Raw genomic sequence first — 25778 nt, forward strand, 5'->3', positions numbered from 1 at the left:
GGCAGGATGCAGGTCTCTAAAAAAAATCAACTAATCTCAAATAACTCGCCCGGCTTGCCTATGTAGTACCCCTGCATGAAATCGATGCCCAGCTCCTTCAAGCTCCGGTAGATGTGCTCATCGGACACAAACTCTGCTATTGTTTTCATATCATGCAGTTTTGCAAACTCAATAATAAGCTTAACAATGTTGTATGTGCTTTTACTCTCATTAATTTTTGATATGAGCGAACCGTCAATCTTAATATAATCCGCATTTATATTAACAAGATACCCGAAGTTTGAGTATCCTGTTCCGAAGTCGTCTATGGCAATCCTTGCCCCCATCTCCTTGACCTTGGAGAGGAAACTCATAACATTCTCATCACTCCTGATTTCCTCCGACTCCACAATCTCAAAGATAATATTGTGTCCTCCCATGGAGTTAAGCTCTTTAAAAATCAGTTTCCTCGTTGTTTTGTCAACGATATCATCAACACCTATATTCACGCTGAAAGTCAACTCGGGATGCTTCGCAGCGGTCTGAAAAGCTTTCTTGATTATAATCTGGGAGAGCCTGCTGTAGAGCCTGGATACCTTAGCAGCCTCAAGGAAGCTGAACGGGGAAAGGATTCCCCCCTCCTCGGTTTTAATCCTGACGAGACATTCATACTTGTTGATTATGTCATTTTCAGAGTTGTATATGGGCTGATAATGAAGCAAAACCCTGTTATCCGCAAAGGATCTCTGCAGAAGCGCCGCATTCTCTATATTCTCTGACAACCCCTTCTCGATTCCAAGCTCTTCTGAATACTCAACAAGGTCTTGACCGTGCTTCTTCGCATACCTCACAGCCAGATCACAGGTGGAGTAAGCAAGACGATTAGCCTCCGAAGAAACCGCAGAGGTCAATGATATCGTAAGATTCTTATCCTCAACCCTGAAAGTATTCTCCGAAAAATATTTTATCGCAGACTTAAGCTTATCCACAAGCTCAGCCTTGTTAAGCTTATCCGTCAGCACTGCAAACTGATCGCCGTGAAGCCTGTATAGCTCGTACTCTTCCGGGAAATATCCCTTTAAAAAGCAGGCGAACTCATAAAGCAGTACATCTCCGAACTCAATGCCGTAGAAATCATTTATTGTATTAAAGCTGTTTATATCAATGAACCCGAGGGCGATATATCCGCTGGAACCGATATCTGACAGGAGCTTATTTCTGTTGCCGAGTCCGGACAGAGAATCATAGAATAAAAGATTCTTATACTTCTCTTTCTGGTTTACAAGCTCGGTTATATCACTTCCGACTCCGATAAATTCAAGTATCTCCCCCCTGCTATTCTGAATAGGGAGGATCACAAGGTTCATATAATAGTCAGAACCATCCTTGGCAAGGTTCTTCATAACCCCTTTCCATGGTTTCTTTGAATTTATTGTGCTCCAAAGCCCGTTGTAAAATGCATCGGTGTTATCCGGATGCCTGTTGATGTTATGCTTGTTCCCAACGGCCTCATTTTTTGAATAACCAGAGACCTCGCAGAAAATATCGTTAACATAAGTAATACGTCCGTTATGATCAGTCCTGCTGACTATGCTACTGTGGTCGATGGCCTGCATATAGCTTTCGAGGATGGACAGACTGTCTGTTAGCTCTAAGGTCCTCTTCTTAACAAGCTTGTCCAGCTTTTCGTTAATATCGTTGAGTTCGTTGTTCCTCTCTACCTTTTCAGAGATATCTGATATAATCGCAATGTTGTAGCTTTCCTCCTTATAATCCACAACCCTGAGCCTTGCCTCAATGGGGAACATGGTTCCGTCTTTGCGTTTCAGCTTTGCATAATCCACCATGGAACCTTTTTCGGCCAGCTGTCTGGAGTGCTCATCATAGTCATTGTTATCAGAAATACGGAAGGAATCTATGCCAATTTCTCTCATTTCATCAAGGGTATAACCTGATTTATTTATGGCCGTTTTATTAGCATATTCCAGAAATGAATCGGACATCCTTACGATGAAAACCATATCATGGGATTCATTCATAACTGCCTTAAACAGCTCTATCTCATCTTTGTATTCCTTTTGGAGTTTAATATTACGGACGATGGTGGTGCTGAATAGGCGCCCTTGATATTCAAAGAAGGAGGGGATAACCTCTACCGGAACCGCCTCACCTGACGCTGTCCTGTGAACCGTTTCAAATGATTTAACCTTTTTGAAATCGTCGGAGAGCATGTATTTCCAATGTTTGGAAAACCGCTCAGATGAAGAATGGTAAAGGTCGATGTCGCAGACCCCCATAGAGAGTAGCTCGCCATTGCTGTACCCTGTATATTCTGTTGCAGCATTATTTGCGTAAACTATCCCTCCGGCATCATCAACAATGAAGATAGGAAGATCGAGCTCGCTCAGAGACATGAACACAAACTTATGGATATTGATATCGTTAATCATCAGAGCCACCATTAATTTATACTACCCGATCATAGTGCACTCCGGGGTTTTTATCAACAGTTCATCATTTTTGCCTATGTAAAGGCAACCATTAACTCTGCGAATTGATAAAGGCTATATCTCGATAGACAACTCCCTATTTAACTAGCTGATACCAAGTCATGCAGTAGTCCGCTAGTGGATAACACCTGTTATCATCTTATAGTAATACTTATTATCATTCCTCATAAAGGCATCGAGAAAATCATCGTTGAGCTCTGTTTGGGAGATATACAGGTTATAGACATAACCCGAGAGTAGTGTATCCCCAACAATCTGATATCCGTGTATTTTTCCATCCTTAAGATACAGCCGGCGGAAAACCTCCGCATCGGAATATGTACAGTTTTCACCCTCGAAAAGCCCCGCAGCAATAATTGGAAAATCTATATGCTTTTTAAGAACGTTGGTATTTACAGATCCCTCAAATGCCTCGTCACCGTACATAATACTCAAGGCCGCATTTCTGGCCTGGCTACGGGCGTTGGGGTATGTGGCGTATATCTTTTGCTCTCCCGTAACCATATGCGATGTGAGAGCCACATCACCGGCACAGTAAACATTCGAGGAGTATCTGAGGCATTCATCAACGCTAACGCCCCCGTCGTCACCCGTAAGGGCTTCGGAATTTGGAGACACGCCGACTGTGATTATAAGAAGATCGGTATCTATCTCCGTTCCGTCGGTCAGCACAACGCTTTTAACCTGGCCTGCGTTATCCTTAACCTCTTCCACAACATTCTTTAGCTTAACGGATATCCCCGTCTTCTCCTCTATCTTCGCTGTGGCAAACTTTCCCCCCTCCTCATCCGTCATCTGAGAGAGGAGCCTGTTGTTCCTGTGTACTATGGTGACGTCAAGTCCCCTGTGCCAAAGGGAGAGCGCAGCGTCCACGCCTATGAACCCTCCGCCGAAGACAACCGCTCTTTTGCACCCCTGCTCCCTGATATAACTGTCGATCTCAGTGAGATCCGTAAGGCTTTTAAACCCGAACACTCCCACATATTCAAGCATATCCGGCTTGGGATACCAGCTTTTGGAGCCTGTGGAGAAGAAAAGCTTATCATAACCTATGCTCCTCCCCCCGCTGGTGAGGAGGGTCTGTTTAGTGGTATCTATCTCGGTTACTGATTCACCCAGCAACGCCTCTGTTCCATGGTTTTCGAAGAAGTCTTCCCCCTTCCAGTAAACTGTCTCCAAGGGCTCCCCCGCAAGGAAGAAAGGCATACTGCAAGGAGAGTACGGGGCGAATCTTTCCGGAGTTATCATAAGAACTTCGTCCCTTGAGCCCTCCTCCCGCAATGTGGAGACGAACTCTGTGGCAGCCATGCCTGTGCCTACTGTGACGATACGCATACTATTCCCCCACCGAGTTGTCTCTCTGCTTGCTCACCTCTCTGTAAAGCTTGATGTTTTCCGGTATGGCTTCCTCTCCGAGGATGTAGTTTCGAAGGTCTTTCTTAGCCTTGTCTATGCGGAGTTCTTCCATATCTCTGAACTCAAGGGCTCCTGTTTTGCATGCTGTGACACAGGCGGGCTTCTCATCCTCTTCCAGTCTGCTTACGCATAGATCGCATTTGTATGCAACATCACGCCCGAATTTCGATTCATGGGTTTCCTTGAAGGAGATGGCATCAAAGGGGCACACCATGGCACACATGGCGCATGCCTTGCACATATATGCATCTATCGTAACCGCATTGGTCTCCTTATCCCTCGAGATAGCGCCAGAGGGGCAGGCATCCATACAGTATGCAGGCTCGCAGTGTCGGCAGGATACCGGGAAGGTGTACTCCCCTACTTTAACGACATTAACGTTAACCTGTGTCTTTTTATCACCAACCATGGAGAAGAGATCCTTGCTCGGGTGATGCTCAACTGCGCAGTTCAGCTCGCAGTGCTTGCATCCCACACATTTCTCATAAGTTACGAATATCTTTTTCATTGCTGTCTCCCCGCCTCTGCCCCTGTAAGCTCCCCAAGGGTTTCGGCTATGGATTTGAGCGATTTGGTAAAGCTCTGCTCCGGATCCTTAATAACTCCGGATATATCCGGCTCGGTTTCTCGGATTATCTCGTCGTAGGGGATATAGAAAACGCTGTCGAAGCTGTCCTCAATGTTCCCCCCCAGCATCTCCTCAAGCCTTGCGGTTTTTGCAGAATTCGGGGAAGTACGGTTGAAAACAAGATGTACATTCTTAATCCCTATCTCACGGGCAAGCTTCAAGGTAAGTACCGCAACGCTCATAGAGCTGTATGTATCGTCGGTGATAACCAGACAATGCTCAAAACCTTCGGACAGAGCCCTGCCGAAATGTTCAACACCGGCTTGTGTGTCCATGAGTATCACCTCGTTTGTACGGACACCCACATAGCTCACAACGGCATCAAGAAGGGCATTTTCGGGACAGAGACACCCTGCAGCGGCTTTCTGCACGGTACCCATAACCAGGAGTGTCAGGTTATCCTTCATCTTAATGCCGAACCTGTCGATAACGTCCTCCACAGGAGGATTCATACGGAAGTAAGCCCCCCAGTTCCCCTTGGGTCTGGCCCCCGTTTTCTCCTCTATGTAGTCGAAATTCTTGTTCAGCGGAACTATCTGAGCCCCTGCTTCCTGGGACATGCCCAGGGTATAGGGGAGGTTCATCTGCGGGTCTTCGTCCACCACAAGAACCTTCTTCCCAGTTTCACTCATGAGGTGAGCGAGGGAGGATGTTACCGTGGTCTTCCCCGCACCCCCTTTTCCTGTTATAACAACCCGTAAGCTCTCATTATCCATTCTTTCCCCCTTATGAAAGCCCAAGAGCTTTGCGTTTTTCGATTATCATCTCTTCCATCTTATCCGCCGCTGCCACAGGATCACCCTCAACAAAGAAGGCCGCGCCGAGAAGTCCGTTAATATCGTCGGTGAGCATCTTTGTAACCGTTGCACTTCCGAGAACCGGAGGAGCAGGCCAGAGATGAACGGGTATGCCGCTTGCGACGAAATAGGTTCCGATGGATACCGCCTTCTCCGTCGTCCATTCGGGTGCAGAGCCCACAAGGGGGAGCTGATCCACGTCAACCCCGAGGGTGTCGGCAAGGGCCCCGGCAAGGACAAGCATTCTGGAGCAGTCCACACATGAGCCCATATGAAGAACAGGGGGTATGCCTAGGGACTCACAAACACCTCGCAGATTGGGGGATGTCTCGCTTAGTATATCCATATTCATAAACCCGGCCTTGGCTGCGGCAATGGCCCAGCATCCTGTTCCGATGACAAGTATATCCCTCTTTAGAAGTTCACTGGTGAGGGAGAGATGATAGGAGTCCTGTGTTATCTTAACGTTGTTACATCCCACAACGCCTACAACTCCTTTTATGCTTCCCCCTGCAATGGCATCTATAAGGGGCTGGGGTGTGCCGCCCAATGCCTTAAGAATCTCCTCTACGCTGAAACCGACTATGGCATTTGATTTGGTTTTGGGAATATGTACCTTCTGTTTATTCCTCTGGGGGAAGACATCCACCGCCGAACGGATAACATCCTCGGCGATCCTGTCCGCATTCTCTTCAACAAACTGTATGTGTTTTGCTCCGGGGAATTTTGCCTGGTCACTCGTTGATATGAACTGGGTGTGGAAGCACTTGCTGAGATCAGCAAGGGAGGGGAATATACACTGTACATCTACAACAACCGCTTCAACGGCACCAGTCATAACGGCAAGCTCCTGGTGGAGTTCATTCCCCGCTATGGAGACACCCTGTCTCATAAGTATCTCATTACCTGTACAGCACATTCCGACAACGTTAACACCCTTGGCACCCTTGGAAACTGCGTACTCTTTCATAGCCTTGGACATGGCGATCTCAACGATCTTTGCCGAAAGTATGGGTTCGTGGCCGGAGACAACTATATTGACATAATCCTCATCGATAACGCCAAGGTTGGCCTGAACCGATTTTACCGTGGGCGTGCCGAACAGTATATCCTGAAGCTCCGTAGCTATGAGCGAGCCCCCCCATCCGTCGGAAAGTGAACATCGAACACCCTGCATAAGGAGCGAAAGAGGATCGTGGTCTGTGCCGAAGTGAGTTCGCTGGAGGATATCAACCGCCTCCCTGTCTATATTTCTGGGGAGAACGCCGATGGTCATACCCATCTCGTCAGTGAACATCTTCTCCAGTTTTTCAAACCTCTCCTGACGTTTTTTGGGCAGATAGGCATCGGCGAAGGGTATACACCCCTCTTTCTGTCTGCTGAAGCAGTCAAGGGCAACCTCTGCAACCTTTCCAGCCATCTCAAGGATACTGTCGCCGCTGTCATAAACACCGATCTTCTGAGCAACACCTTTGAGCTTCTCCGCATCGGTGATCTTGTAGTCTGTATTCTTACCCTCGGCCACCTCACGCAGGAGTATGGCGGGTCTTCTTCCGTGATCCGAATGGGCCGAAGCCCCCACGGCTATCATTCTCAAAACATTTCTTGCAACTATTGTATCTGCATCCGCTCCGCAGACACCCCTAGAGGGCTCGCCGCCGAATGGATCAATACGGCACGGGCCCATGACGCATATCTTACAACAGACACCGAGCTCACCGTAACCACACTGGGGCTTTTGTTTTTCAAGCCGGCTCCATGCGTTATCGTACCCCTGACTGTCCATTACATTAAATACCTGCTGAGCAGCCGGATCCACACTTCTTTTATCGTTTTTCATAGCACCCTCCTGAGTAATCCCCCTATTTTAAACGGCATTCTATTATTCACAAACACAAATTTGTGACCCGCCGAAAGAGATTAATGAAATGCTGTATATTATTGCGAACAAACAGGACTACTTGAGTCCCATTATTTCAAGGAAGGTTTTAACTCTGGAGCGGCCTACGGAAAAGGGTTCATCTACGGAACGGAGCTTAACGGTAAGTCCGCCCCCCTTCTTTGAAACCTTTTCGATGGCATCAAGGTTTATGATATGACTGCGGTGAATACGGTAAAAACTCTGGGAGGGGAGCTTCTCTTCTATCTCGGAGATCATAAAGAATGCGTAATATTCCTTATCTTCGGTATAAAACCTTGTGTATATGTTGTCTGCGGAAAAGTATAGAACATCCCCAAGATCGATAAGGAAGATATCATCACCGCTGTATGCGGGCATTTTAACCAGTTTCTTGTGCTTATTTGTTATCAGTCCGGTGATGTCGTAGCTCAGCAGGCAGTAGGAACGTTTTCCGCTCCCCGTGATAAGGCTCATGAGCCTTATCATGTAGTATTTTTCAGAATCTGCCATTGAATCGGACTTTATCTGGGTAACTATCTGCTGGCGGCTCTCATTCAGATGTTCTATGAACGAGCGGATCCTTTTTATTGAGTCCTCGGTGTGGATCGCCATTATATCCTGACCGATAATACTCTCCTCAGTAAAAAGAGGAAATTGGCGTAGAAATATCCTGTTCGCCGAGGTTATAAGCATATCTTCATTGAAGATAATAACCCCCGGCTCCATCTTCTCAAGGAATTGAATACCGTCCGAAACATTAACCATATAGCACCTGAAACCAGATTATAGCACAAGCATAAGGAATCACATAGATAAAGCCGCACCGGAGTATGACCGGAAATAACCAGGAAAGAAGCGTTAAAATGCACAGAATATAGCCTGATTTGAAACCTAGCTTACCTTTTGATTAAGTGTCGCATATCAAAAAGGGGAGATGCGAACACCTCCCCTCCTTTATTGACTATACGATGCTTTATGAGTTTCTAGTTCAGCTCGAAGCGGTCCAGATTCATAACCTTATCCCATGCTTTGATGAAGTCGTTCACGAATTTCTCCATGGAATCATCGCAGGCATAGACCTCGGAGAGAGCTCTCAACTCGGAGTTTGAACCGAATATAAGATCCACCCTAGTAGCGGTCCACTTAAGCTTTCCACTGGTTCTATCACGCCCTTCGAAAATGTTTTCATCATCGGCGGAGGGCTTCCAGATAGTCCCCATATCAAGGATGTTCACGAAGAAATCGTTGGAGAGCACCCCGGGCCTCTCCGTAAAGACGCCGTGCTCAGCACCCTTGTAGTTTGCACCAAGCATACGCATACCACCGATGAGAACGGTCATCTCAGGAGCGGTGAGGGTAAGGAGCTGTGCCTTATCCACGAGCATCTCCTCGGGGGTCACAGAGTATTTCTTCTTCTGATAGTTACGGAATCCGTCCGCATGGGGCTCGAGCACCTGAAATGAGTCCGCATCGGTGAGTTCTTGAGTTGTATCCATCCGTCCGGGGGTAAAGGGAACAGTAACGTCGAAGCCAGCATCCTTAGCCGCTTTTTCAACACCTGCGCAACCGCCGAGCACGATCAGGTCGGCCATGGAAACCTTCTTCCCGGAGCCGTTAAACTCTTCATGTATCCCTTTAAGCACCTCAAGAATCTTCTCAAGCCTTACAGGTTCGTTCGCCTCCCAGTTCTTCATCGGCTCGAGCATAATCCGTGCACCGTTCGCACCACCCTTGAAGTCCGAGCCTCTGAAAGTAGATGCGGAGGACCAGGCAGTATATACCAGTTCAGATACGGACAGCCCCGTTTCAAGTATCTTCCCCTTGAGCTGGGCGATATCCTTCTCATCCACTACCTCATGATCAAGCGCAGGGATCGGATCCTGCCAGATAAGGTCCTCCTCGGGAACATCCGGCCCCAGATACCTTGACTTGGGGCCCATATCCCTGTGGGTGAGCTTAAACCATGCCCTTGCAAAGGCATCGGCAAACTCTTCGGGGTTTTCATAGAACCTTCTTGATATCTTTTCATAGGCGGGATCCATCCGCAGAGTGAGATCCGCCGTTGTCATCATCGTCTTAACCTTCTTCGAAGGGTCGTGGGCGGCTGGTGCGAGATTCTTCTCCGCAGGGTTAACAGGTGCCCACTGATATGCTCCGGCGGGGCTTTTCTCAAGATTCCAGTCGTAGCCGAAGAGCATATCGAAGTAGCCCATATCCCATTTGATCGGATTAGGCGTCCATGCACCCTCTATGCCGCTTGTTATGGTATCATCACCCTTTCCGCTGCCGTGGGAACTTATCCAGCCGAGCCCCATCTCCTCAACGGGAGCCGCCTCCGGCTCAGGCCCGACCTTCGCAGCATCACCAGCCCCGTGGCATTTACCGAAGGTGTGTCCACCCGCCACGAGGGCAACGGTCTCTTCATCATTCATGGCCATACGGGCGAAGGTGTCTCTAACATCCTTCGCAGAGGCAAGCACATTCGGCTCACCGTTAGGCCCTTCGGGGTTCACGTATATAAGCCCCATCTGAACTGCGGCGAGGGGATTATCAAGATCACGTTCACCGGAGTAACGGTCATCTCCAAGCCATTCCACCTCGGTACCCCAGTAAACATCCTCTTCGGGCTCCCAGATATCCTCCCTTCCTCCACCAAAGCCGAAGGGCTTGAGCCCCATGGATTCTATGGCGCAGTTTCCGGCAAGGATCATAAGATCCGCCCATGATATGCTCCTGCCGTACTTCTTCTTTATAGGCCAAAGGAGCCTTCTTGCCTTATCAAGGTTTGCGTTGTCCGGCCAGCTGTTGAGGGGTGCGAAACGCTGATTGCCGGTTCCGCCTCCCCCTCTGCCGTCGCCAACCCTGTATGTTCCGGCGCTGTGCCACGCCATGCGTATAAAAAGACCGCCGTAATGGCCGTAATCTGCGGGCCACCAATCCTGCGAAGTGGTCATAAGATCAAAAAGATCCTTCTTAACCGCCTCAAGATCAAGCTTGCTAAACTCCTCCGCATAGTCGAAATCCTCGCCCATGGGATCGACCTTCTCCGAGTTCTGGCTAAGGATCTTGAGATTAAGTTTGTTCGGCCACCAGTCCTTATTTGTTGTCCCCTTCGAAGCTGTGGGTCTATCTACCTTGCCCGTCACCGGGCACTTTTTCTCTTCACTCACATTGTACCTCCGGATTATTTATGCAGGGCGTATTTGCCCCGTAATTGATATTATATCATAACAATGCTGGAATGATAAATTTTATCCTAAATTTTTGTTTCCTTTTTGCTAAATGCCTCTGCTCTATCGAATAGTTCTTTTTTATACCCGTTTTTTATATACGTTTTCTTAAAACGGAGTCTCCATATCAAATACCCAGGAGGGTGAAAACAGCTTCGTAACCGTTGACAACACCGATGCTCACTCCAGAAAGAGCGTCGGCCTTGATACCGCCAGAGAAAACCTGACTGCGGCGGAATCAAGGATACGTGATCTGGATATAGCCTCCGAGATGGCAGGCTTCACCCAGAGCCAGATCCTCTCCCAGGCAAACGTTGCCATGCTCTCCCAGGCAAATGCACTCCCCCAGCTTGCTCTACAGCTTCTGGGTTAAAGACTCATGAACAGTAATCTCAAAGCCCCGCTGTAACAGGCGGGGTTTTTTGCGTCTAATAAGCATAATGCCGTTAACACCTAACAAAAAGAGCTTTTTTATTATCTACATCATACACACACCTCGTCTTGGCACACTTCTTGATTAGTACACTCAAACGGAGGCCGGGATGAAGAAAATATTTCCCCTGTTAGTAAGCTTACTGATATTTGCGGGATGCACATTCGAGACACCGATGAATCCCCCACGATTCGCCAAAGACATAGAGGCGGGTGCGGGGAGGTTCTATGAACTTCTGGTAACACCGGGTTCCGGCCTTCTCTATGCCCTTGCCACCATAGAGATAAACTCCAACTTTTCCTCACTCCTTTACGACAAAACCAAAGAACAGACCGAGAAGTTCTATGCCCGTTCGCTGGAGACAATAGACGAGGGGAAGACCTACTTCGTAATTCCAGCCCGCATGAGCAGTCCTAGCGGAACCGAGTTCAACGAGCCGATGGGGCGAATGGTGAAAAACTACTTCGCAGTAACGGGAATAGGAAGGGTTACAAATTACATACAGAACGCAGACTACATCGTTACCACAGAGGTTCGTGAGTCCGCCGAACGCTCCTATGCGGAGAACTCCTCCATGGTGGTTCTCTCCATAATGGACCGTTCCGACACCCCCGTTTTCATCAGCATGATAAAGCTTAAGAGCGAATCCGATGAGAACTTCTGGTACTTCCCCAGAAAGGATGCAAAGCCCGTTCGCTACCTCACTATGAAGGGGCTGGGAAACATCTTCGCCGAGGCACTCCCAAAGGCATACGGTAAGCCGGTAACATTCTGGGAACGAACAGAGGAGCGTATCGAAAAGTACTACCTCGCCAAGAAAGAGCGCGGGGATAAAAAGGATATGGACAAGATCCTTAAGAAGGAAACGAAACGCAGGATAAAGGAAGAAAAAAGAAGAGCAAAACTGCTGGAGGCTGAAAGAAAGGCCCAGGCAGAGGCCGAGGCGGAGGAGAAATAGAATGCTGAACGGACTTTATGTCGCAACCAGTGGCCTGATGATGCAGGAAAAACGTGTGGAAACCATATCCAATAACCTGGCAAACGTTAACACCGCCGGATACAAGAAGGATGTTCCCGTATTCAACGAATACATACCCCACGAGGAAGAATTCCCCCAGGACTTTATCCGCTCAACGGACTACAACAAGGCGATGAATTCCACCGTTAAACTCGCTGAAGAATCAACGGATTTCGAGATGGGCTACATCAAGGAGACAGGCAACAAGCTCGATTTCGCCCTCTCCGATGAAAACGCATTCTTCACAGTGGATACACCCTACGGCATCCGCTACACAAGGGCGGGCCAGTTCACCATAAACGAGAATAACGAGCTTGTAACAGCTTCGGGTCACCCTGTTTTATCCAATGTGGAAGAGGCGCCCCAGCCCATCGTCCTGCCGGAAAACTTCACCGTGGCAGAGGACGGTACGATACTCGCAGACGGCGCCGCAGTGACCCAGCTCGGCATAGCCCAGTTTGAGGATACAGAAAACCTCCAGAAGGTGGGGCACAATCTCTACGCCGCTGTGAACACCATCCCCGAAGAATCGGATAACCCCGGCGTTATCAACGGCTATCTTGAGATGAGCAACGTAAACGCCGTTCGGGAGATGACGAGGATGATTGAAGCATCAAGAGGATTTGAAACATACCAGAAGGTGGTCCAGACGATAGACCAGCTCAACAGTAACGTTATAAATAACGTCGGCAAGTACGCCTAGGGAGGCTCATTATGATGCGAACACTATGGACTGCTGCCACAGGAATGACGGCGCAGCAGACTAATATCGATGTAATATCGAACAACCTTGCGAACGTGAACAACGCAGGTTTCAAGAAATCCAGAGCCCTCTTCGAGGATCTTATATATCAGGAAACCAGAAGAGCAGGCGCCATAACCGCCACAGGGCTTGTTCACCCCACTGGTATCGAGGTTGGCCTCGGAACCAAGGTGAATGCGGTGGAGAAGGTATTCTCCCAGGGTAACTTCCAGTACACCGGAAACACGCTGGACGTAGCCATCGAAGGTGACGGCTTCTTCCAGATCCAGCTCCCCAACGGTGACATCGGCTACACAAGAGCAGGAGCCTTCAAGATCGACAGCAACGGCAACCTCACAACCCCCAATGGTTACCTTGTGGAGCCCGCCATTGCGATCCCCGAAAATGCAACGGAGGTATCCTTTGCGGAGGACGGCACGGTAAGCGTTTTCCTCCCCGGCGAAGAGGCACCAGTTGAGCTCGGCGTCATAGAGCTTGCCCGCTTCATCAATCCCTCCGGCCTGCATGCCATAGGAAAAAACCTCTACACCGCCACAGGCTCCAGCGGCGACCCCCAAGTGGGCCAGCCCGGCGACGACGGCTTCGGTCCCCTCGCCCAGAATATTCTGGAGATGAGCAACATAAACCTTGTGGAGGAGATGGTGAATATGATCACCGGCCAGAGAGCCTATGAGATCAACTCAAAGGCTGTCCAGACCGGAGACGAGATGCTCCAGATAGTAAACAATCTCAAGAGGTAATTGATATGAGAAGAGGAAACGGTTCTGCAAACTTCGCACTCAAGATCATCGCCACGGCTGTTCTTTTTGTATTCCTTATGCTTTGGTCCACCCTTTCCGCATACAGCGCAAACATCATCCGCATCGATGACGAATGCGTCCGAATGGATCATATCTTCCCCACTCTGGGGATAGACGACAAGATCTACTGCGGCCTGAACTACGGCGAGGAGCGGAAGATAAGCGTGCAGATGTCCAAACACCTCATAAACAGATACGGCATAAACGCAAGACCCGGCGAGGCTGTCTTTGTGAGAAACGGAGAACCCGTTATGGAAGAGGACGTAAAGGACAGGCTCATTGGTAAGCTCTCCGCAGAGTTCCCCGATGCTGAGCTTGAGATCGAGAAGATCCGCCTCCCCAGAAACCTGAGCACAGCTCCGGGCGGCGACTTCACCATGGAGTTGAACAACCCCAGAGTGGGCACTGTACACGGATACATAGATAACGGATTCCGAAAGATATCCTTCTCCGCCTACGTTAAAGGATACGTTAAAGCCCTTGTCACTACGGACAGGGTAAGAAAAGGGGAAACCCTCAAGGAAAGCGTGGAATACGAGCTGGTGGATATGTCCAGAGTTCGCGGGGATCTCGTCTATGAGCCCACAGGCCTCGTGGCAGACAGAAATATCGGCGAAGGCAGAACGATCACAAAGGATATGCTCAAGAACAAGCCCGACCTCGCACAGGGGAGTTCCGTAAGGCTCGTTTACGAATCAGGAACACTTCGCATCGAAACCAAGGGAACTCTCATGGACGATGCAATCGAAGGCAAGCTTGTTAAGGTAAGAAATATAGAAAGTGGACGCATAGTTACAGCAGAGTTTATGGGGGGCAGGATCGCAAAAGCCAACTTCTAAACCGCTGAAGCCGACGCATCAAAGCATAATATAACGTTTTCTTTAAGGAAGCTTTTTCCATCATGAAGGAAGGTTTTCTTTACCCAATATTTTTTTCTCCTCCGGGGGCGGCGAGGAAATAAATTCCCCCGCCCCTTCTTTCCAAAGGGATACCCTGATGACCGGGGTATCCCTCATCCTTGCTTATGGGGGACTGACCCCGCTTAATTAGCTTTTGGCACACTTCTAGCTAAAACACCCGTGAAATGAACAGATCAAGAGGTGCAGCAATGGACAGAATGAACGGCGCAGCGAAACTGATCCTCCTCACAGCGGCCATATCCGCCATAGTTCTTACGGGATGCTCAAAAAAGCCCGAGATGGAACCGGAGGCGATGGGAAGCTCATACAGAAAGGACCTGGAAGATTATCACCTCCAGATGAAGGATAAACAGCCCACACCCTCCCTTTGGAGCAGTGTGGGGAGCAAGGGAACACTATTCCTCGACTACAAGGCGAGGCAGGTGGGGGACATCATCATCGTAGAGATAACCGAATCCTCCTCCGCATCCAACTCAAACTCAACATCAACATCACGCTCCGGTTCGCACAACTCCGCCCTGACAAGCCTGCTCGGTCTTCCCACAAACCTGGGCATGGGCAACTTCCTCGGTACAGGGAAAAACTTCAACCCCGAGCTTGATACCTCCACATCCAGCTCCTTCGAGGGTGCAGGGAACAAGAGCAAGTCCGACACAGTATCCGCAACAATAGCGGCCCGTGTTATCCAGGTGCTCCCCAGCGGAAACCTTGTAATCGAAGGACACAGGGAGATACTCGTGGATCAGGAGAAGCAGACTATCACCGTAACCGGGATTATAAGACAGAAGGATATAAATGCGGACAACACCGTAGCCTCCACAGCCATCGCCGATGCCAGAATAAGCTACAAGGGCAAAGGCATCCTAACAGATGCAAACAAGAAAGGATGGCTCGGAAGCATGATCGGCTGGCTCTGGCCGTTCTAAGGGGATAAAAGCATGAGAAAGGCATTCGTAATACTCATAATACTTCTCACAGCCTCCGCTTCATGGGGGAATGTCAAGATAAGGGATCTCACATCCGTTGAGGGTATACGGGATAACCAGATCCTCGGCTACGGCCTCATCGTGGGCCTCAATGGAACGGGTGACAAAACAGGGACCCAGTTCACCATACAGTCCATGGTAAACATGCTCGAGAGGATGGGTATAACGGTGGACAAGGATCAGGTTAAGGTAAAGAACGTTGCCGCCGTTATGGTAACCGCCAAGCTCCCCCCCTTTGCAAAGCCGGGGAGCAAGATAGATGTTGTAGTCTCCTCTATAGGTGATGCAAACAGCCTCGAAGGGGGCACACTCCTTATGACACCCCTCTCCGGAGCTAACGGAGAGGTATACGCCGTGGCTCAGGGGCCTATATCAGTGGGCGGAATGAACGTCTCCGCCGGAGGTGCAAGCGCCACGAAGAACCACCCAACCGTGGGGATGATCCCAAACGGAGGTCTCGTTGAGCAGTCCGTATCATTCAAGATGAACACGGACCATTTCAATCTGGCCTTTGATGACTATAACCTTTCGAATGTTGTGAAGGCCAAATCAGCCATAAACGCATACATAGGCGCAGAGGTGGCGAGCATCCAGAGCCCCACAAGCCTCCGTGTGGATATACCCGAGGTATTCAGGGAGAGCTTCTACGACTTCCTCGACACCGTACTGAGTATACAGATAAACCCCGCCAGCCAGGCGAAGGTGGTTGTGGACGAAAGAACGGGAACCATCGTAATGGGTTCGGATGTAAGGCTCAGTACCGTCGCCGTATCCCATGGGAACCTTACCATAACCATATCAAGCACTGTGGAAGCGGAGCGCAACCTGCTGAATCCCGAAGAGGAAAACGAAACCCAGAACACTGATATAGAGGTAACCGAAGAGGACAGTAACCTTATGATTGTCCCCGAGGGAGTGAGCATCAGCGACCTTGTAAAGGCGCTCAACTCCATCGGTGTAACCCCCAGGGATCTCATTTCAGTCCTGCAGGCCATCAAGGCAGCAGGCGCCCTCCACGGCGATCTGGAGGTGATGTAATGATAGAGGCGGTATCAAGTGCACGCCTCGCCGAAAGCTTAGGCGGCGCAGGCGGAGAGGCGGAAAAGAAGCTCAAGGAAGCGTGCAGCCAGTTCGAATCCCTCTTTCTCCATCAGATGTTCAAATCTATGCGTAAAACCACCATGGAATCCGACCTTGTCCCCAAGGGGAGGGGCGAGGAGATATTTACAGACATGCTCGATGAAGAGCTTGCAAAGACCAGTGCCGAGATGGGTACCGGAGGGCTTGGCGACATGCTCTTTGAGCAGATGAAGAAATATCTTCCACAGAGCGATCAGGGAAACAATTTCCATGAAGAAAAGAATACCGATCTGAAAAAGCAATATAACAGCGGTAATTACAAGATCGAAGACAAAAAAGGGACTGGCATTAACGTTGCTAGTTAGTATAGCAGAGACGCTGACTCCACACAGTTTGGACTGGCGCGGGAGAGCAAATACTGCTAAAGTAAATCAGGTTCGTGTCGATAAGGATAATGAACCAGGAGGAACTACCAAATGAGGATTGAAGACAGGTTTAACAACCTAAAACTCGACAAGACAGAGCAGAACCAGAAGGCAGAGAAGAAGAAGGCTGCCCAGAACGGTTCCGCATCCTCAGCTGCAGAGAAGGATACCATAAGTATATCTTCCCAGGCAAGGACCGCCTCCACACTCACCAAGCAGCTCAAAGACTCTCCCGAAGTCAGAACCGAGCTTGTTAATGAAATCAGGGAGAAGATCGAAAGCGGAAACTACAACGTATCCGGCCGTCAGGTTGCCGAAAAGGTTGTTAACGCCGCCATCGACGATATCTTCTAAATAACCCTGCATATCAACGGCGTCTCATTACTTCACCCGGAGGTAATGGGATGGGAAAGATCGAAAACCTCGTTGAAATACTCGAATCGCAGTGCAGTCTGTATTCTGAGCTTATAGAGATCATGGCCCTTGAGAAAGAGGCCGTAACACGCTGGAACGTGGACGATACCATCGAACTCACCAAGCGCAAGGATACCGTTCTGTATAAGGAGAAGGTTCTGGAGGAGGCAAGAAAAACCTCCATCAAGAAGCTCTCCCTCGAACTCGGAATCGAGGACATAACCCTTTCAGATATAATTGAAACCTGCCAAGACGAGGAGCAGCGCTCACGCCTTCAGTCCGTACGTGAGAGACTGAGTAATCTCGTTTCCAAACTGAACGATGAGAACCTCGCACTCAAGATAATCTATCGAACCAATATCGGTCTTGTCTCCGAGTTCTTCGACAGACTCGGCATAACAAGCACCAAAACCTATGGCGGAACAAGCAAACCCGCCAAAGGAACCACCTCTATCATTGACAGAAGAGGCTAGGAGGACACCATGTCCAATATATACGGAATGCTTTCATCCGGTATCTCAGGCCTCATGGCCGCCCAGGCGGGTATCGATGTTAGCGGACACAACATAGCAAACGTCAACACCGACGGCTACTCACGCCAGACAGTGAGCCTCGACACGCAGTCGCCGGCATTATACAGCCAGAACATGTTCGGCCGGGGCGTTACCGTTGAGGATATCAACAGGGTTTATGACGAACTCCTCGCCTCAAGCGTACGTGAAGAGAATGCGGAGCTTGAATACTACAAAACCCTCCAGACAGGTCTGGAAAAGGCGAAGGTCTACTTCAACGAACTTGAGGACGGGTCCGGACTCGGCGAGGCACTGCGTGACTACTTCAACGCATGGAGTGATGTAGCGAACAACCCGCCCGATGAATCCGAAGAGGCACTCGTTAAGCGGCAGACACTCGTGGAAACCACGGAAACACTTACCCAGAAGATACACGACGGCTACGATGCCCTCTCCGCCATCCAAAAGGAATCGGACTACAATATAACCGAATACGTTAACCAGATTAACCAGATCTCTGACAATATAACGTACCTCAACAAACAGATCGCCGTTGTGGAAGCAACTGATGCACATGCAAACGACTATCGTGACCAGCGGGATGCACTCCTTAAGGAGCTTTCCGAGCTTGTAAACGTAAACGTCTATGAGCGTGAGAATACCCAGATCGCGGTATACGTCGGCGGAAACGCCCTTGTGGACGAGAATGAGAGTTTCAAGCTATACGCAGAGAGGGACACAGAGCAGGACAACAAAGTTTCCGTAAAATGGGGTACCAGCGAAAGCATAAAGGGTGAGATCGACATCTCCTCTCAGATTACCGGCGGCAAGCTCGGTGCGGAATTCGAAACCAGGGATGAGACCATAGCGGGCTATAAGGACGAACTGGACGAGCTCGCCAGCACACTCATAAACGAGACAAACCGCATCCACTCCCTCGGTCAGGGTGTTATACGACTAAATCAGATCACCTCCACAAACGGAGTACCCAACCCCTCCTTCGTCATGGGGGAGGATGCGGGAGCATTCCCTGTGGATGTAAACAAGGGAACCTTCCGTATAACTGTATACGACAGCAGCGGAGACCCCGTAGACAACTACGATATCGATATCGACCCAACGAAGGACAACCTCAACAACGTCATTGCGAAGATATCCGCAGCGGACGGCGATGTCTCCGGAGGCAAGATACAGGCCTCCCTCTCGCTCAACAACACTGTGAAGATATACTCCGAGGCTGGCTACTCCTTCGCCTTCACCGACGATACATCAAACTTCCTCGTGGGCGCAGGTATAAACTCCTACTTCAAAGGAACAGGCGCCGAGGATATCGAAATAGCGGATCTTATACAGGACAACAACCTCTACATAGCCACCGGACGCACAGGAGCGGACGGCGACAACGAGATTGCAAAGGATATAGCCGACCTCAAGTTCAAGGAAGTATTCGAGGGTGAAAGCGTAACTATCGATGAATTTTACGGATACTTCGTTTCTGGGATCGGCAGCGACAAGCACAAGGTGGACATTTTCGTGGAGACAAAACAGAACGCCCTCGATGAGATGGAACTTAAGCTCGAAGGGGTTAAGGGCGTTTCCATGGACGAGGAACTCACACTCCTCCTCCGCTTCCAGAGAAGCTACGAGGCAAGCGCACGCTTCATAACCACTGTGGACTCCATGCTCGAGAAGCTTATAAACGGCTTAGGCCTTGTGGGAAGATAATAGCATAACATATGCTGGGAGAACGGCATGAGAATAACGTTTAATTTCATGACAATGAGGTATCTGGACGGTATCCAGAAAAACCTCAACAGCGTTGCGGACGGACAGCAATCTGTCAACAAGGGAAGAAACCTCCTCACACCGGAGCAGAATCCGGTAAACTACGTCTCCGCACTCAGTATCCAGCGCCAGATAGACGAAATGGATCAGTTCAAGCGCAACGCAGAGAATGCGCTCACATGGATAACAAACGAGGACAACGAACTCCAGAGGGCCTCAAGCATCATATCCGATGCCCTTAACGAGTACGCCGTATACGGTCTTAACGACAGCCAGAACGCAACATCCAGAAAAGCACTCGCCGGGGACGTCAAGAACGTTCTCGATTCCATGGTGGATATCGGCAACGCAAACTACATGGGAAGGTACATCTTCTCCGGATACGAAACCCAGACAGAGCCCTTCACAGATGACCCCGCAGAGGTCAGCAGTGTTGTATCAAACCAGGACGGCGGCGAAGCCTTCGTGAGAAAGCTGTACTCAGATATGCCCGAACTACCCGAGGACTCATACAGGATACAGGTAACCGTAACCAACGGCATAGCTAAGCTCACCATGAAGGACAGCAACAATAAAACCATGCTCGTGGACACCAACGGCGCCGATGAGTCCGCTGGTAACGGTAACAACACATACTACGAGATGAGCATGAAGTATCAGGAAGGTATGGTGATGAACACCGGAAGGGGTGTTGGCATCAAGCTTCCTGAGAAGGATATGGAAGGGAGAACCCTCACCCTCGACTTCAACTTCAAACCCGGCGGAGATATCCGCTACAAGGGGGATGACGGCGTTGTAAGTACAAAGATAGGCTACAATCAGGACGTTTCCATCAACATGACGGGGAGAGAAACCTTCATGGAGACCTACCGTACCCTTAGAGGTACGGTCACAAATACAACAAACGATCTTCATATAACGGAGACAACGTACCTCTCGGACATAGACGGCTCCAACGCAAACATTGCGGACTATATAAACATCAGCGGAACGGACCACAACGGATATAAGATCGGAACGGCAAGGCTTCTCGCTCCTGCCAACGTTGAGCTCGATATGAGCGAAACCACAGATGACGAAAGGCTTGTTCAACTCCGCTACGCCGATGAGGTTTTCGATATCCAGATGGAGCAGAAGGGCTACTCTGACATAGAAGAGGTTATCTTCGAAATAAACCGTGATCTTGAAAACTACGGGCTCGGCGATGAGATAACCGCCGTTAACGACGGCGACCGTGTTATGTTCATGAGCAAGAAGAGCGGCGACAACGTCAAGATAGAGCTTGCCGGAGCCGCCCACAGCACCCTGGGCTTCCACGATCCCACACCCATGACTCAGGGTGATTTCAGCTACTCCGCAACCGGCAAAGACACCACCTTTGAGCTATACTACGAAGAATTCAACCAGGCCGTAACAACGGTTTACAAGGATGAAAGCGGAAGCGGCGGCCCCGATAACCGTGCGGATCTCAGCCCCGGAAACCACGAAATATTCATAAACGGCGAAAGCGTAACCTTCACGGTAAACGCTGCAGATACCGCACAGGATATCGAAGACAGCATTAATCAGGGAATCAAGGATGCAGGCTTCGCCTTTGAGGTTACCGCAGATGTAACCGACACCGGTGGAGCACCCCTCTACGAGCTCAAGTTCACCATGCACAACATGAACTCAGGCAACGATACATATCTGGCCACAAGGGTATCAGCGGCGGGCGGAGCGGATGACTACCAGTTCTCCACCCCCAGAGACTCGGACTACCCCTCTGGAAACGAAAAGAGGGTGAGCGATCTCCTAGAATTCGTTGAGGATCTCTACGATAACGCTGTGGACGCATCCCTTGATAATGGAAAATTCAAGATCACGGATCTCAGAAGTGGAGACAGCAGGCTCAGCTTCGGAATAAACGAGAGCAACACAGGCATAGGATACCCCATGCTTGAGAAGAATATGGTACTCTCCGGCAAATACGAGGGAACCATCGATGACCGCTGGTCCATCAACATGGAATACGAAGCCGCAGACCCCGCAGACCCTGCCGACTTCGACAAGCTTCTTCTCACAGTACACGATAAGAACGGCAACCTTATCCATGAGGATACCGTGGCCAGAGACGGCTACTCCGGTGAACCCATCGAACTTACCCAGGGTGTTTTCATAACCCTTGGACAGATCGAGACCACCACAAGTTTCTCTGTGGATATGACATCGAAGACAAACCTCAGCTTCGGCGATATAAACATCATTGAGGACGGCTCGAATGTGGACGTTTTCCGTTCGCTGAATAATCTCTACGATGCACTCAACCTTAACATCCCCGAATCAGGCATCGGAGCCCCCAGCGCATGGAGGGACGACAGCCTCAACTCCACAGCCGTACCCTATTTCGACGGAGAGTTCCGTGGTAACTATAACGACCTTCTCACCTATGAGGTGCAGACAACCAACGACCTCACAGAGATGTATATCCAGAGGGAGCTCAAGGTTGATACCGAACCGGTTAAGTATATCCCCAATGCGGATCTCGACTTCGATCTCTATATAAGAGACGGAAACGAGGTTACAAAGAAGAATATCTCCATCGGTAGAGACAACATCTTCGATTCGCTCACAAACCCCACTACGGGTGCTGAGCCCACCGAACTCGCAATTAACGATGACTCTCACCTTGATATATACTATCAGGACAGCGGCGTATGGAGCTCGGCAAGGGTTACGGTTCCCGCAGGAAACTATGCGGATGCGGCGGCAGTTGCGGCAGCGATTAATGCACACCCCAACCTCCCCGCCGGTGTAGTGGCCTCGGATAACCCGGACGGAACCCTGACACTCTCCCCCGGCGGAACAGTGAGTGATGTTGTTGTGGCTGGTGACGTAAACGAAGAGCTCGGTTTCGACAACTTCCTCCCCTCAGAGGTAATAACCGACAGCATCATCAGGACTATCAATCAGGATCCGGACCTCTCCGATCTTGATGTTAGGGGATACAACGATAACGGTAAGCTTGTAATAAACTCCGGCTCCGGAACCCATGAGATAAGCATGGTTCCCCTGAACGAGCAGACAGCATACATGTTCAACCTGGAGAACTCTGCAAATACCGGAGCAAAAGCGGCACAGCTTAACTTTGCCCAGCCGAAGGTTCTTGACCTTAACTACTACGACAGCGCCACCGATACTTGGAACAACTCGACCATCAACGTCCCGGCAGACCCCTCAGGCGAATACGCAACCATGACGGACCTTCTGGCGGCGATAAACGGTGCCGGACTCCCCGCCGGAGTAACAGCAACAGCGAATGCGGAAGGCAGAATAACCTTCAACGCTGGAGGAACAATATCCCAGATATTCGTATCAGGAAACCCCGCTGCTTCGGCGGATCCGAACGAGACAGACACAACCCTCGGCTTCTACGATATCCGTGATGCCCAGAGTATCGATGGCCACGAGGATGCGAACCTGTTTCTGGCAGATGCGAACCAGGCCGAGCGTACCCTAACATTCTTCTACAACGACGGAACAGAAAAACGTACATCTATCAGTGTGGAAGCTAAAGATTATGCAAATGTGGACGAACTTATAGCAGAGATAAATACGGAACTCGGCGATGCCGGTCTCGCTCCTGATATCCAGGCGGAGAAAAGAGGAGACGGACGGATATCCTTCGTATACGGAGGAGCTGTTAACGATTTCCATGTCTCAGGTGACTACGACGGAACTATGGGGTTCTACAAAGCTGGAACCGAAGCGAAGATCAAGGTCACCGGCCAGAACGGCGAACTTGTGGGTTCATACACCATGGACACCGCCAACGAGAAATACTACGTAACCGACGGGGTATATAACCATTACGACCCCGGCTACCTCTACGCTACGGATACGTACACCTCGGCGGTGGGCTCAGGTATAGAACACGAAGTACCCATTCTGGACAGAGGGGAAACTCAGATTCACCAGTCCCTCACAACGGTGGGAACAAGGCAGAACAGGGTCGATTCCGTGGTAAACTTCCACACTACCCTCACCACCACCAATGAGGAGATAAAGGCCGAGTTCCTCGGCTCCAAGCCCGAGGATCAGACCGAAGCCATCATGGAATACAAGATGGCGATGCAGGCCTATGAAACGGCTCTGAATACTTCGGCCAGGGTGATGACGATGTCGCTCCTTAATTTCCTTTGATGAGACATACTAAGAGGTGAGATATGCAGACCAACCTTGCAAAGAGCAAAGAGGTTACAATGGAAAGAAATAAACTCGTATCAAAAAAACTGGGCGAGATTGAATACGGCGAAGAGGATGTTATCACCCTCTCCTCACCGATACTCGGGTTCCCCGATCTCTCTGATTTCCTACTGATTTCAAAGGAGGACTCATACCCTTTCCTCTGGCTTCAGTCGGTGGAGGATTCAAACGTATGCTTCATCCTCATTGAGCCGCAGATATTCCATACGGACTATAAGCCAAAACTCAATAAGAGAGAGTTTAAGATACTTGGCGCAGAAGAGAACGAGGAGAATATCAAACTCCTCTCCATCGTTGTTGTTCCCAGCAACCCTAAGGAGGCTACGGTTAACCTCAGAGCTCCCATTTTACTAAATACAGAGAAAAAACTTGCGAAACAGGTTATACTTGAGGATGACAGGTGGCAGATTAAGGCACCGTTATTCGTCAACAAGGAAAAGTAATGCTTGTCTTATCAAGGAAGTCTAACGAGAGTATAATTATCGGAGACAACATCGAGATTCGTATCGTTGAAGTCTCGGGCAGAAACGTCAAGCTGGGGATTGATGCCCCGAAGGACGTTTCTGTCCATCGAAAGGAGATATACGAGGCGATCAAGGATGAAAACATCCAGGCCGCCAGCGAGGAGAACCTCGTGTCTATTGTGGATTTCTTCAAGAATCAGAAGTAGCCCGCCTTATTATTTAATCCATTAAATTTCCCTGCCGCTACACTCGGCAAAGCCTTCGCTTTGCTTACTTCCGGCTACATAAATTGAATAGAATTCAATTTAACTCCGCCTTCAGGGCTTCCATCCATGGAAGCCTGTTGAGTAGCAACCATATTTGTATGATTAGCATAAGATTTCATGGACGAAAGCTCGCTTGCGTAAGTGAGAAGGAAGTCTCTTTCTTCGAACGGCAGAATAATTTCCATGGATGGAAAATTATTCAGATAGATAAAGGAGTTTTTAAGGGGATTCTAAGGGGAAAGTTTTCCCTAAAAATTCCCCCTTAGTCTTTATTTTATGTATGGAATTTACCATCCATGGAAATTCCATCGCTGTTCGGGCAAGGAAACCTTGCCCTCTCGTACTTCCGGCTGCGTGAATTGTGCAGAGCCCAATTCTACTACGCCTTCAGAGCCAACATCTATGTTGGCTTTATTATATCAAACATAAATGCTTGATTATCATAAGATTTCATGGATGAAAGCGTACTACACATCAATCATTAAAATAATTATCAAAATGGGTTTTTAAGGGGATCCTAAGGGGAAAGTTTTCCCTAAAAATTTCCCCTTAGTCTTATTCTTTACATAATTAAATCCGAAATTAGTCACAAATCCCTTTGTTTTGCGCTTTCGCGCCACATACTTTTTAGAAAAGTATGGCGTGCTTTAGCACGAAGCCTAATTAATTCAGGGAAATTCATCATCCTGAGAATTTCCCTGCCGCTACGCTTGGCAAAGCCTTCGTTTCGCTTACTTCCGTGTTGGCTTTATTCGCTTCAACCTTTAAAAAATTCCAAAATGGGTTTTTAAGGGGATTCTAAGGGGAAAGTTTTCCCTAAAAATTTCCCCTTAAGTCTTTTCTATAAATAATAACATTCGAAATAAGCCACTAATTATTTCTAATAAGAGTATGAAAGCAAAAGATCGCAGGGAACTTTTTAGGGAACAAAGTTCCCCACACCCCTCAAAAACCCATTCTAGTCTATTTAAATAGTCACCCATCCATGGAAATTATTCAGATAAATAAAGATGCGTTTTTAGTGGAATCTAATCGATAGGTAGAGGCTGTTTAGTCTCCCCCTTTTTCATCTTCAATGGTTTCCAGCCTGCGGGAGAGTTCACCCGTTTTCATACCGAGCTTGATAAGGTATCCGCCAAGCAAAACCCAAATTACTGCATACGCTGCAAATAGATATTCAACACTGCCCATATCATCAGTCTCCTTT

22 protein-coding genes are annotated in these 25778 nt (G+C 49.2%); 14 read left to right on the forward strand and 8 right to left on the reverse strand.

Features of this window, described 5'->3' with window-relative positions; translation table 11 throughout:
* Positions 1-26: 26 nt before the first annotated feature.
* The 7 genes from K300_RS15035 to katG form a co-directional block, all read right to left on the reverse strand.
* Positions 27-2429: a bifunctional diguanylate cyclase/phosphodiesterase gene (locus K300_RS15035; protein ID WP_022851118.1), complete on the reverse strand. Its 2403-nt coding sequence runs from the start codon at positions 2427-2429 to the stop codon at positions 27-29.
* A 174-nt stretch (positions 2430-2603) separates the two neighbouring features.
* Positions 2604-3824, reverse strand: coding sequence for an NAD(P)/FAD-dependent oxidoreductase (locus tag K300_RS15040; RefSeq protein WP_022851119.1), 1221 nt, complete (start codon positions 3822-3824; stop codon positions 2604-2606).
* Between the two features lies 1 nt (position 3825).
* Complete coding sequence (locus K300_RS0107860; protein WP_022851120.1) at positions 3826-4413, reverse strand: 4Fe-4S dicluster domain-containing protein; 588 nt, start codon at positions 4411-4413, stop codon at positions 3826-3828.
* Entirely contained in the window at positions 4410-5249 is an 840-nt protein-coding gene (locus K300_RS15045; RefSeq protein ID WP_022851121.1) for an ATP-binding protein, read from the reverse strand. The genes K300_RS0107860 and K300_RS15045 overlap by 4 nt, the downstream gene beginning before the upstream one ends.
* Positions 5250-5259: 10 nt before the next feature.
* Positions 5260-7170, reverse strand: a complete 1911-nt coding sequence (gene cooS, locus K300_RS0107870; RefSeq protein ID WP_022851122.1) for an anaerobic carbon-monoxide dehydrogenase catalytic subunit — start codon at positions 7168-7170, stop codon at positions 5260-5262.
* 117 nt (positions 7171-7287) lie between these two features.
* Positions 7288-7995: a LytR/AlgR family response regulator transcription factor gene (locus K300_RS0107875; RefSeq protein WP_022851123.1), complete on the reverse strand. Its 708-nt coding sequence runs from the start codon at positions 7993-7995 to the stop codon at positions 7288-7290.
* A 218-nt stretch (positions 7996-8213) separates the two neighbouring features.
* A complete protein-coding gene (katG, locus tag K300_RS0107880; protein ID WP_022851124.1) occupies positions 8214-10400 on the reverse strand; it encodes a catalase/peroxidase HPI in 2187 nt (728 codons plus the stop codon).
* 184 nt (positions 10401-10584) lie between these two features.
* Here katG and K300_RS16560 point away from each other — a divergent pair, with 184 nt between their 5' ends.
* From K300_RS16560 to csrA, 14 genes are all read left to right on the forward strand, one after another.
* Positions 10585-10833: a flagellin gene (locus tag K300_RS16560; RefSeq protein WP_081646927.1), complete on the forward strand. Its 249-nt coding sequence runs from the start codon at positions 10585-10587 to the stop codon at positions 10831-10833.
* Positions 10834-11002: 169 nt separating this feature from the next.
* Entirely contained in the window at positions 11003-11851 is an 849-nt protein-coding gene (locus tag K300_RS0107890; RefSeq protein WP_022851126.1) for a hypothetical protein, read from the forward strand.
* A 1-nt stretch (position 11852) separates the two neighbouring features.
* On the forward strand, positions 11853-12614 hold the full coding sequence (gene flgF / locus K300_RS0107895; RefSeq protein WP_022851127.1) for a flagellar basal-body rod protein FlgF: 762 nt from the start codon (positions 11853-11855) through the stop codon (positions 12612-12614).
* An 11-nt stretch (positions 12615-12625) separates the two neighbouring features.
* Complete coding sequence (gene flgG, locus K300_RS0107900; RefSeq protein WP_022851128.1) at positions 12626-13414, forward strand: flagellar basal-body rod protein FlgG; 789 nt, start codon at positions 12626-12628, stop codon at positions 13412-13414.
* Positions 13415-13419: 5 nt separating this feature from the next.
* On the forward strand, positions 13420-14313 hold the full coding sequence (gene flgA / locus K300_RS16175; protein WP_022851129.1) for a flagellar basal body P-ring formation chaperone FlgA: 894 nt from the start codon (positions 13420-13422) through the stop codon (positions 14311-14313).
* A 245-nt stretch (positions 14314-14558) separates the two neighbouring features.
* Positions 14559-15320 carry a flagellar basal body L-ring protein FlgH gene (locus K300_RS0107910; protein WP_238320643.1) on the forward strand — a complete coding sequence of 254 codons (762 nt, stop codon included), beginning with the start codon at positions 14559-14561 and terminating at the stop codon, positions 15318-15320.
* Between the two features lie 12 nt (positions 15321-15332).
* Complete coding sequence (locus K300_RS0107915) at positions 15333-16418, forward strand: flagellar basal body P-ring protein FlgI (protein WP_022851131.1); 1086 nt, start codon at positions 15333-15335, stop codon at positions 16416-16418.
* On the forward strand, positions 16418-16825 hold the full coding sequence (locus K300_RS16180) for a rod-binding protein (protein ID WP_022851132.1): 408 nt from the start codon (positions 16418-16420) through the stop codon (positions 16823-16825). Before K300_RS0107915 ends, K300_RS16180 begins: the two co-directional genes overlap by 1 nt.
* A gap of 111 nt (positions 16826-16936) precedes the next feature.
* Positions 16937-17239 (forward strand): flagellar biosynthesis anti-sigma factor FlgM, encoded by a 303-nt coding sequence (gene flgM / locus K300_RS0107925; protein WP_022851133.1) that lies wholly within the window; start codon positions 16937-16939, stop codon positions 17237-17239.
* 50 nt (positions 17240-17289) lie between these two features.
* Positions 17290-17772 (forward strand): flagellar export chaperone FlgN, encoded by a 483-nt coding sequence (flgN, locus tag K300_RS0107930; protein ID WP_022851134.1) that lies wholly within the window; start codon positions 17290-17292, stop codon positions 17770-17772.
* Between the two features lie 9 nt (positions 17773-17781).
* On the forward strand, positions 17782-19536 hold the full coding sequence (gene flgK, locus K300_RS0107935; protein ID WP_022851135.1) for a flagellar hook-associated protein FlgK: 1755 nt from the start codon (positions 17782-17784) through the stop codon (positions 19534-19536).
* Between the two features lie 27 nt (positions 19537-19563).
* The gene (locus tag K300_RS0107940) at positions 19564-23778 is read left to right on the forward strand and encodes a flagellin N-terminal helical domain-containing protein (RefSeq protein ID WP_022851136.1); all 4215 of its coding nucleotides are present in this window, start codon (positions 19564-19566) and stop codon (positions 23776-23778) included.
* A 23-nt stretch (positions 23779-23801) separates the two neighbouring features.
* Positions 23802-24284, forward strand: coding sequence for a flagellar assembly protein FliW (gene fliW, locus K300_RS0107945; protein WP_022851137.1), 483 nt, complete (start codon positions 23802-23804; stop codon positions 24282-24284).
* Entirely contained in the window at positions 24284-24511 is a 228-nt protein-coding gene (csrA, locus tag K300_RS0107950) for a carbon storage regulator CsrA (RefSeq protein WP_022851138.1), read from the forward strand. The genes fliW and csrA overlap by 1 nt, the downstream gene beginning before the upstream one ends.
* Before the next feature lie 1110 nt (positions 24512-25621).
* Here the strand turns inward: csrA and K300_RS16565 are convergent.
* The gene (locus K300_RS16565; RefSeq protein ID WP_022851139.1) at positions 25622-25762 is read right to left on the reverse strand and encodes a CcmD family protein; all 141 of its coding nucleotides are present in this window, start codon (positions 25760-25762) and stop codon (positions 25622-25624) included.
* Positions 25763-25778: the final 16 nt, after the last annotated feature.

This window comes from Limisalsivibrio acetivorans, assembly GCF_000421105.1.
GTDB classification, from domain to species: Bacteria; Chrysiogenota; Deferribacteres; order Deferribacterales; family Geovibrionaceae; genus Limisalsivibrio; species Limisalsivibrio acetivorans.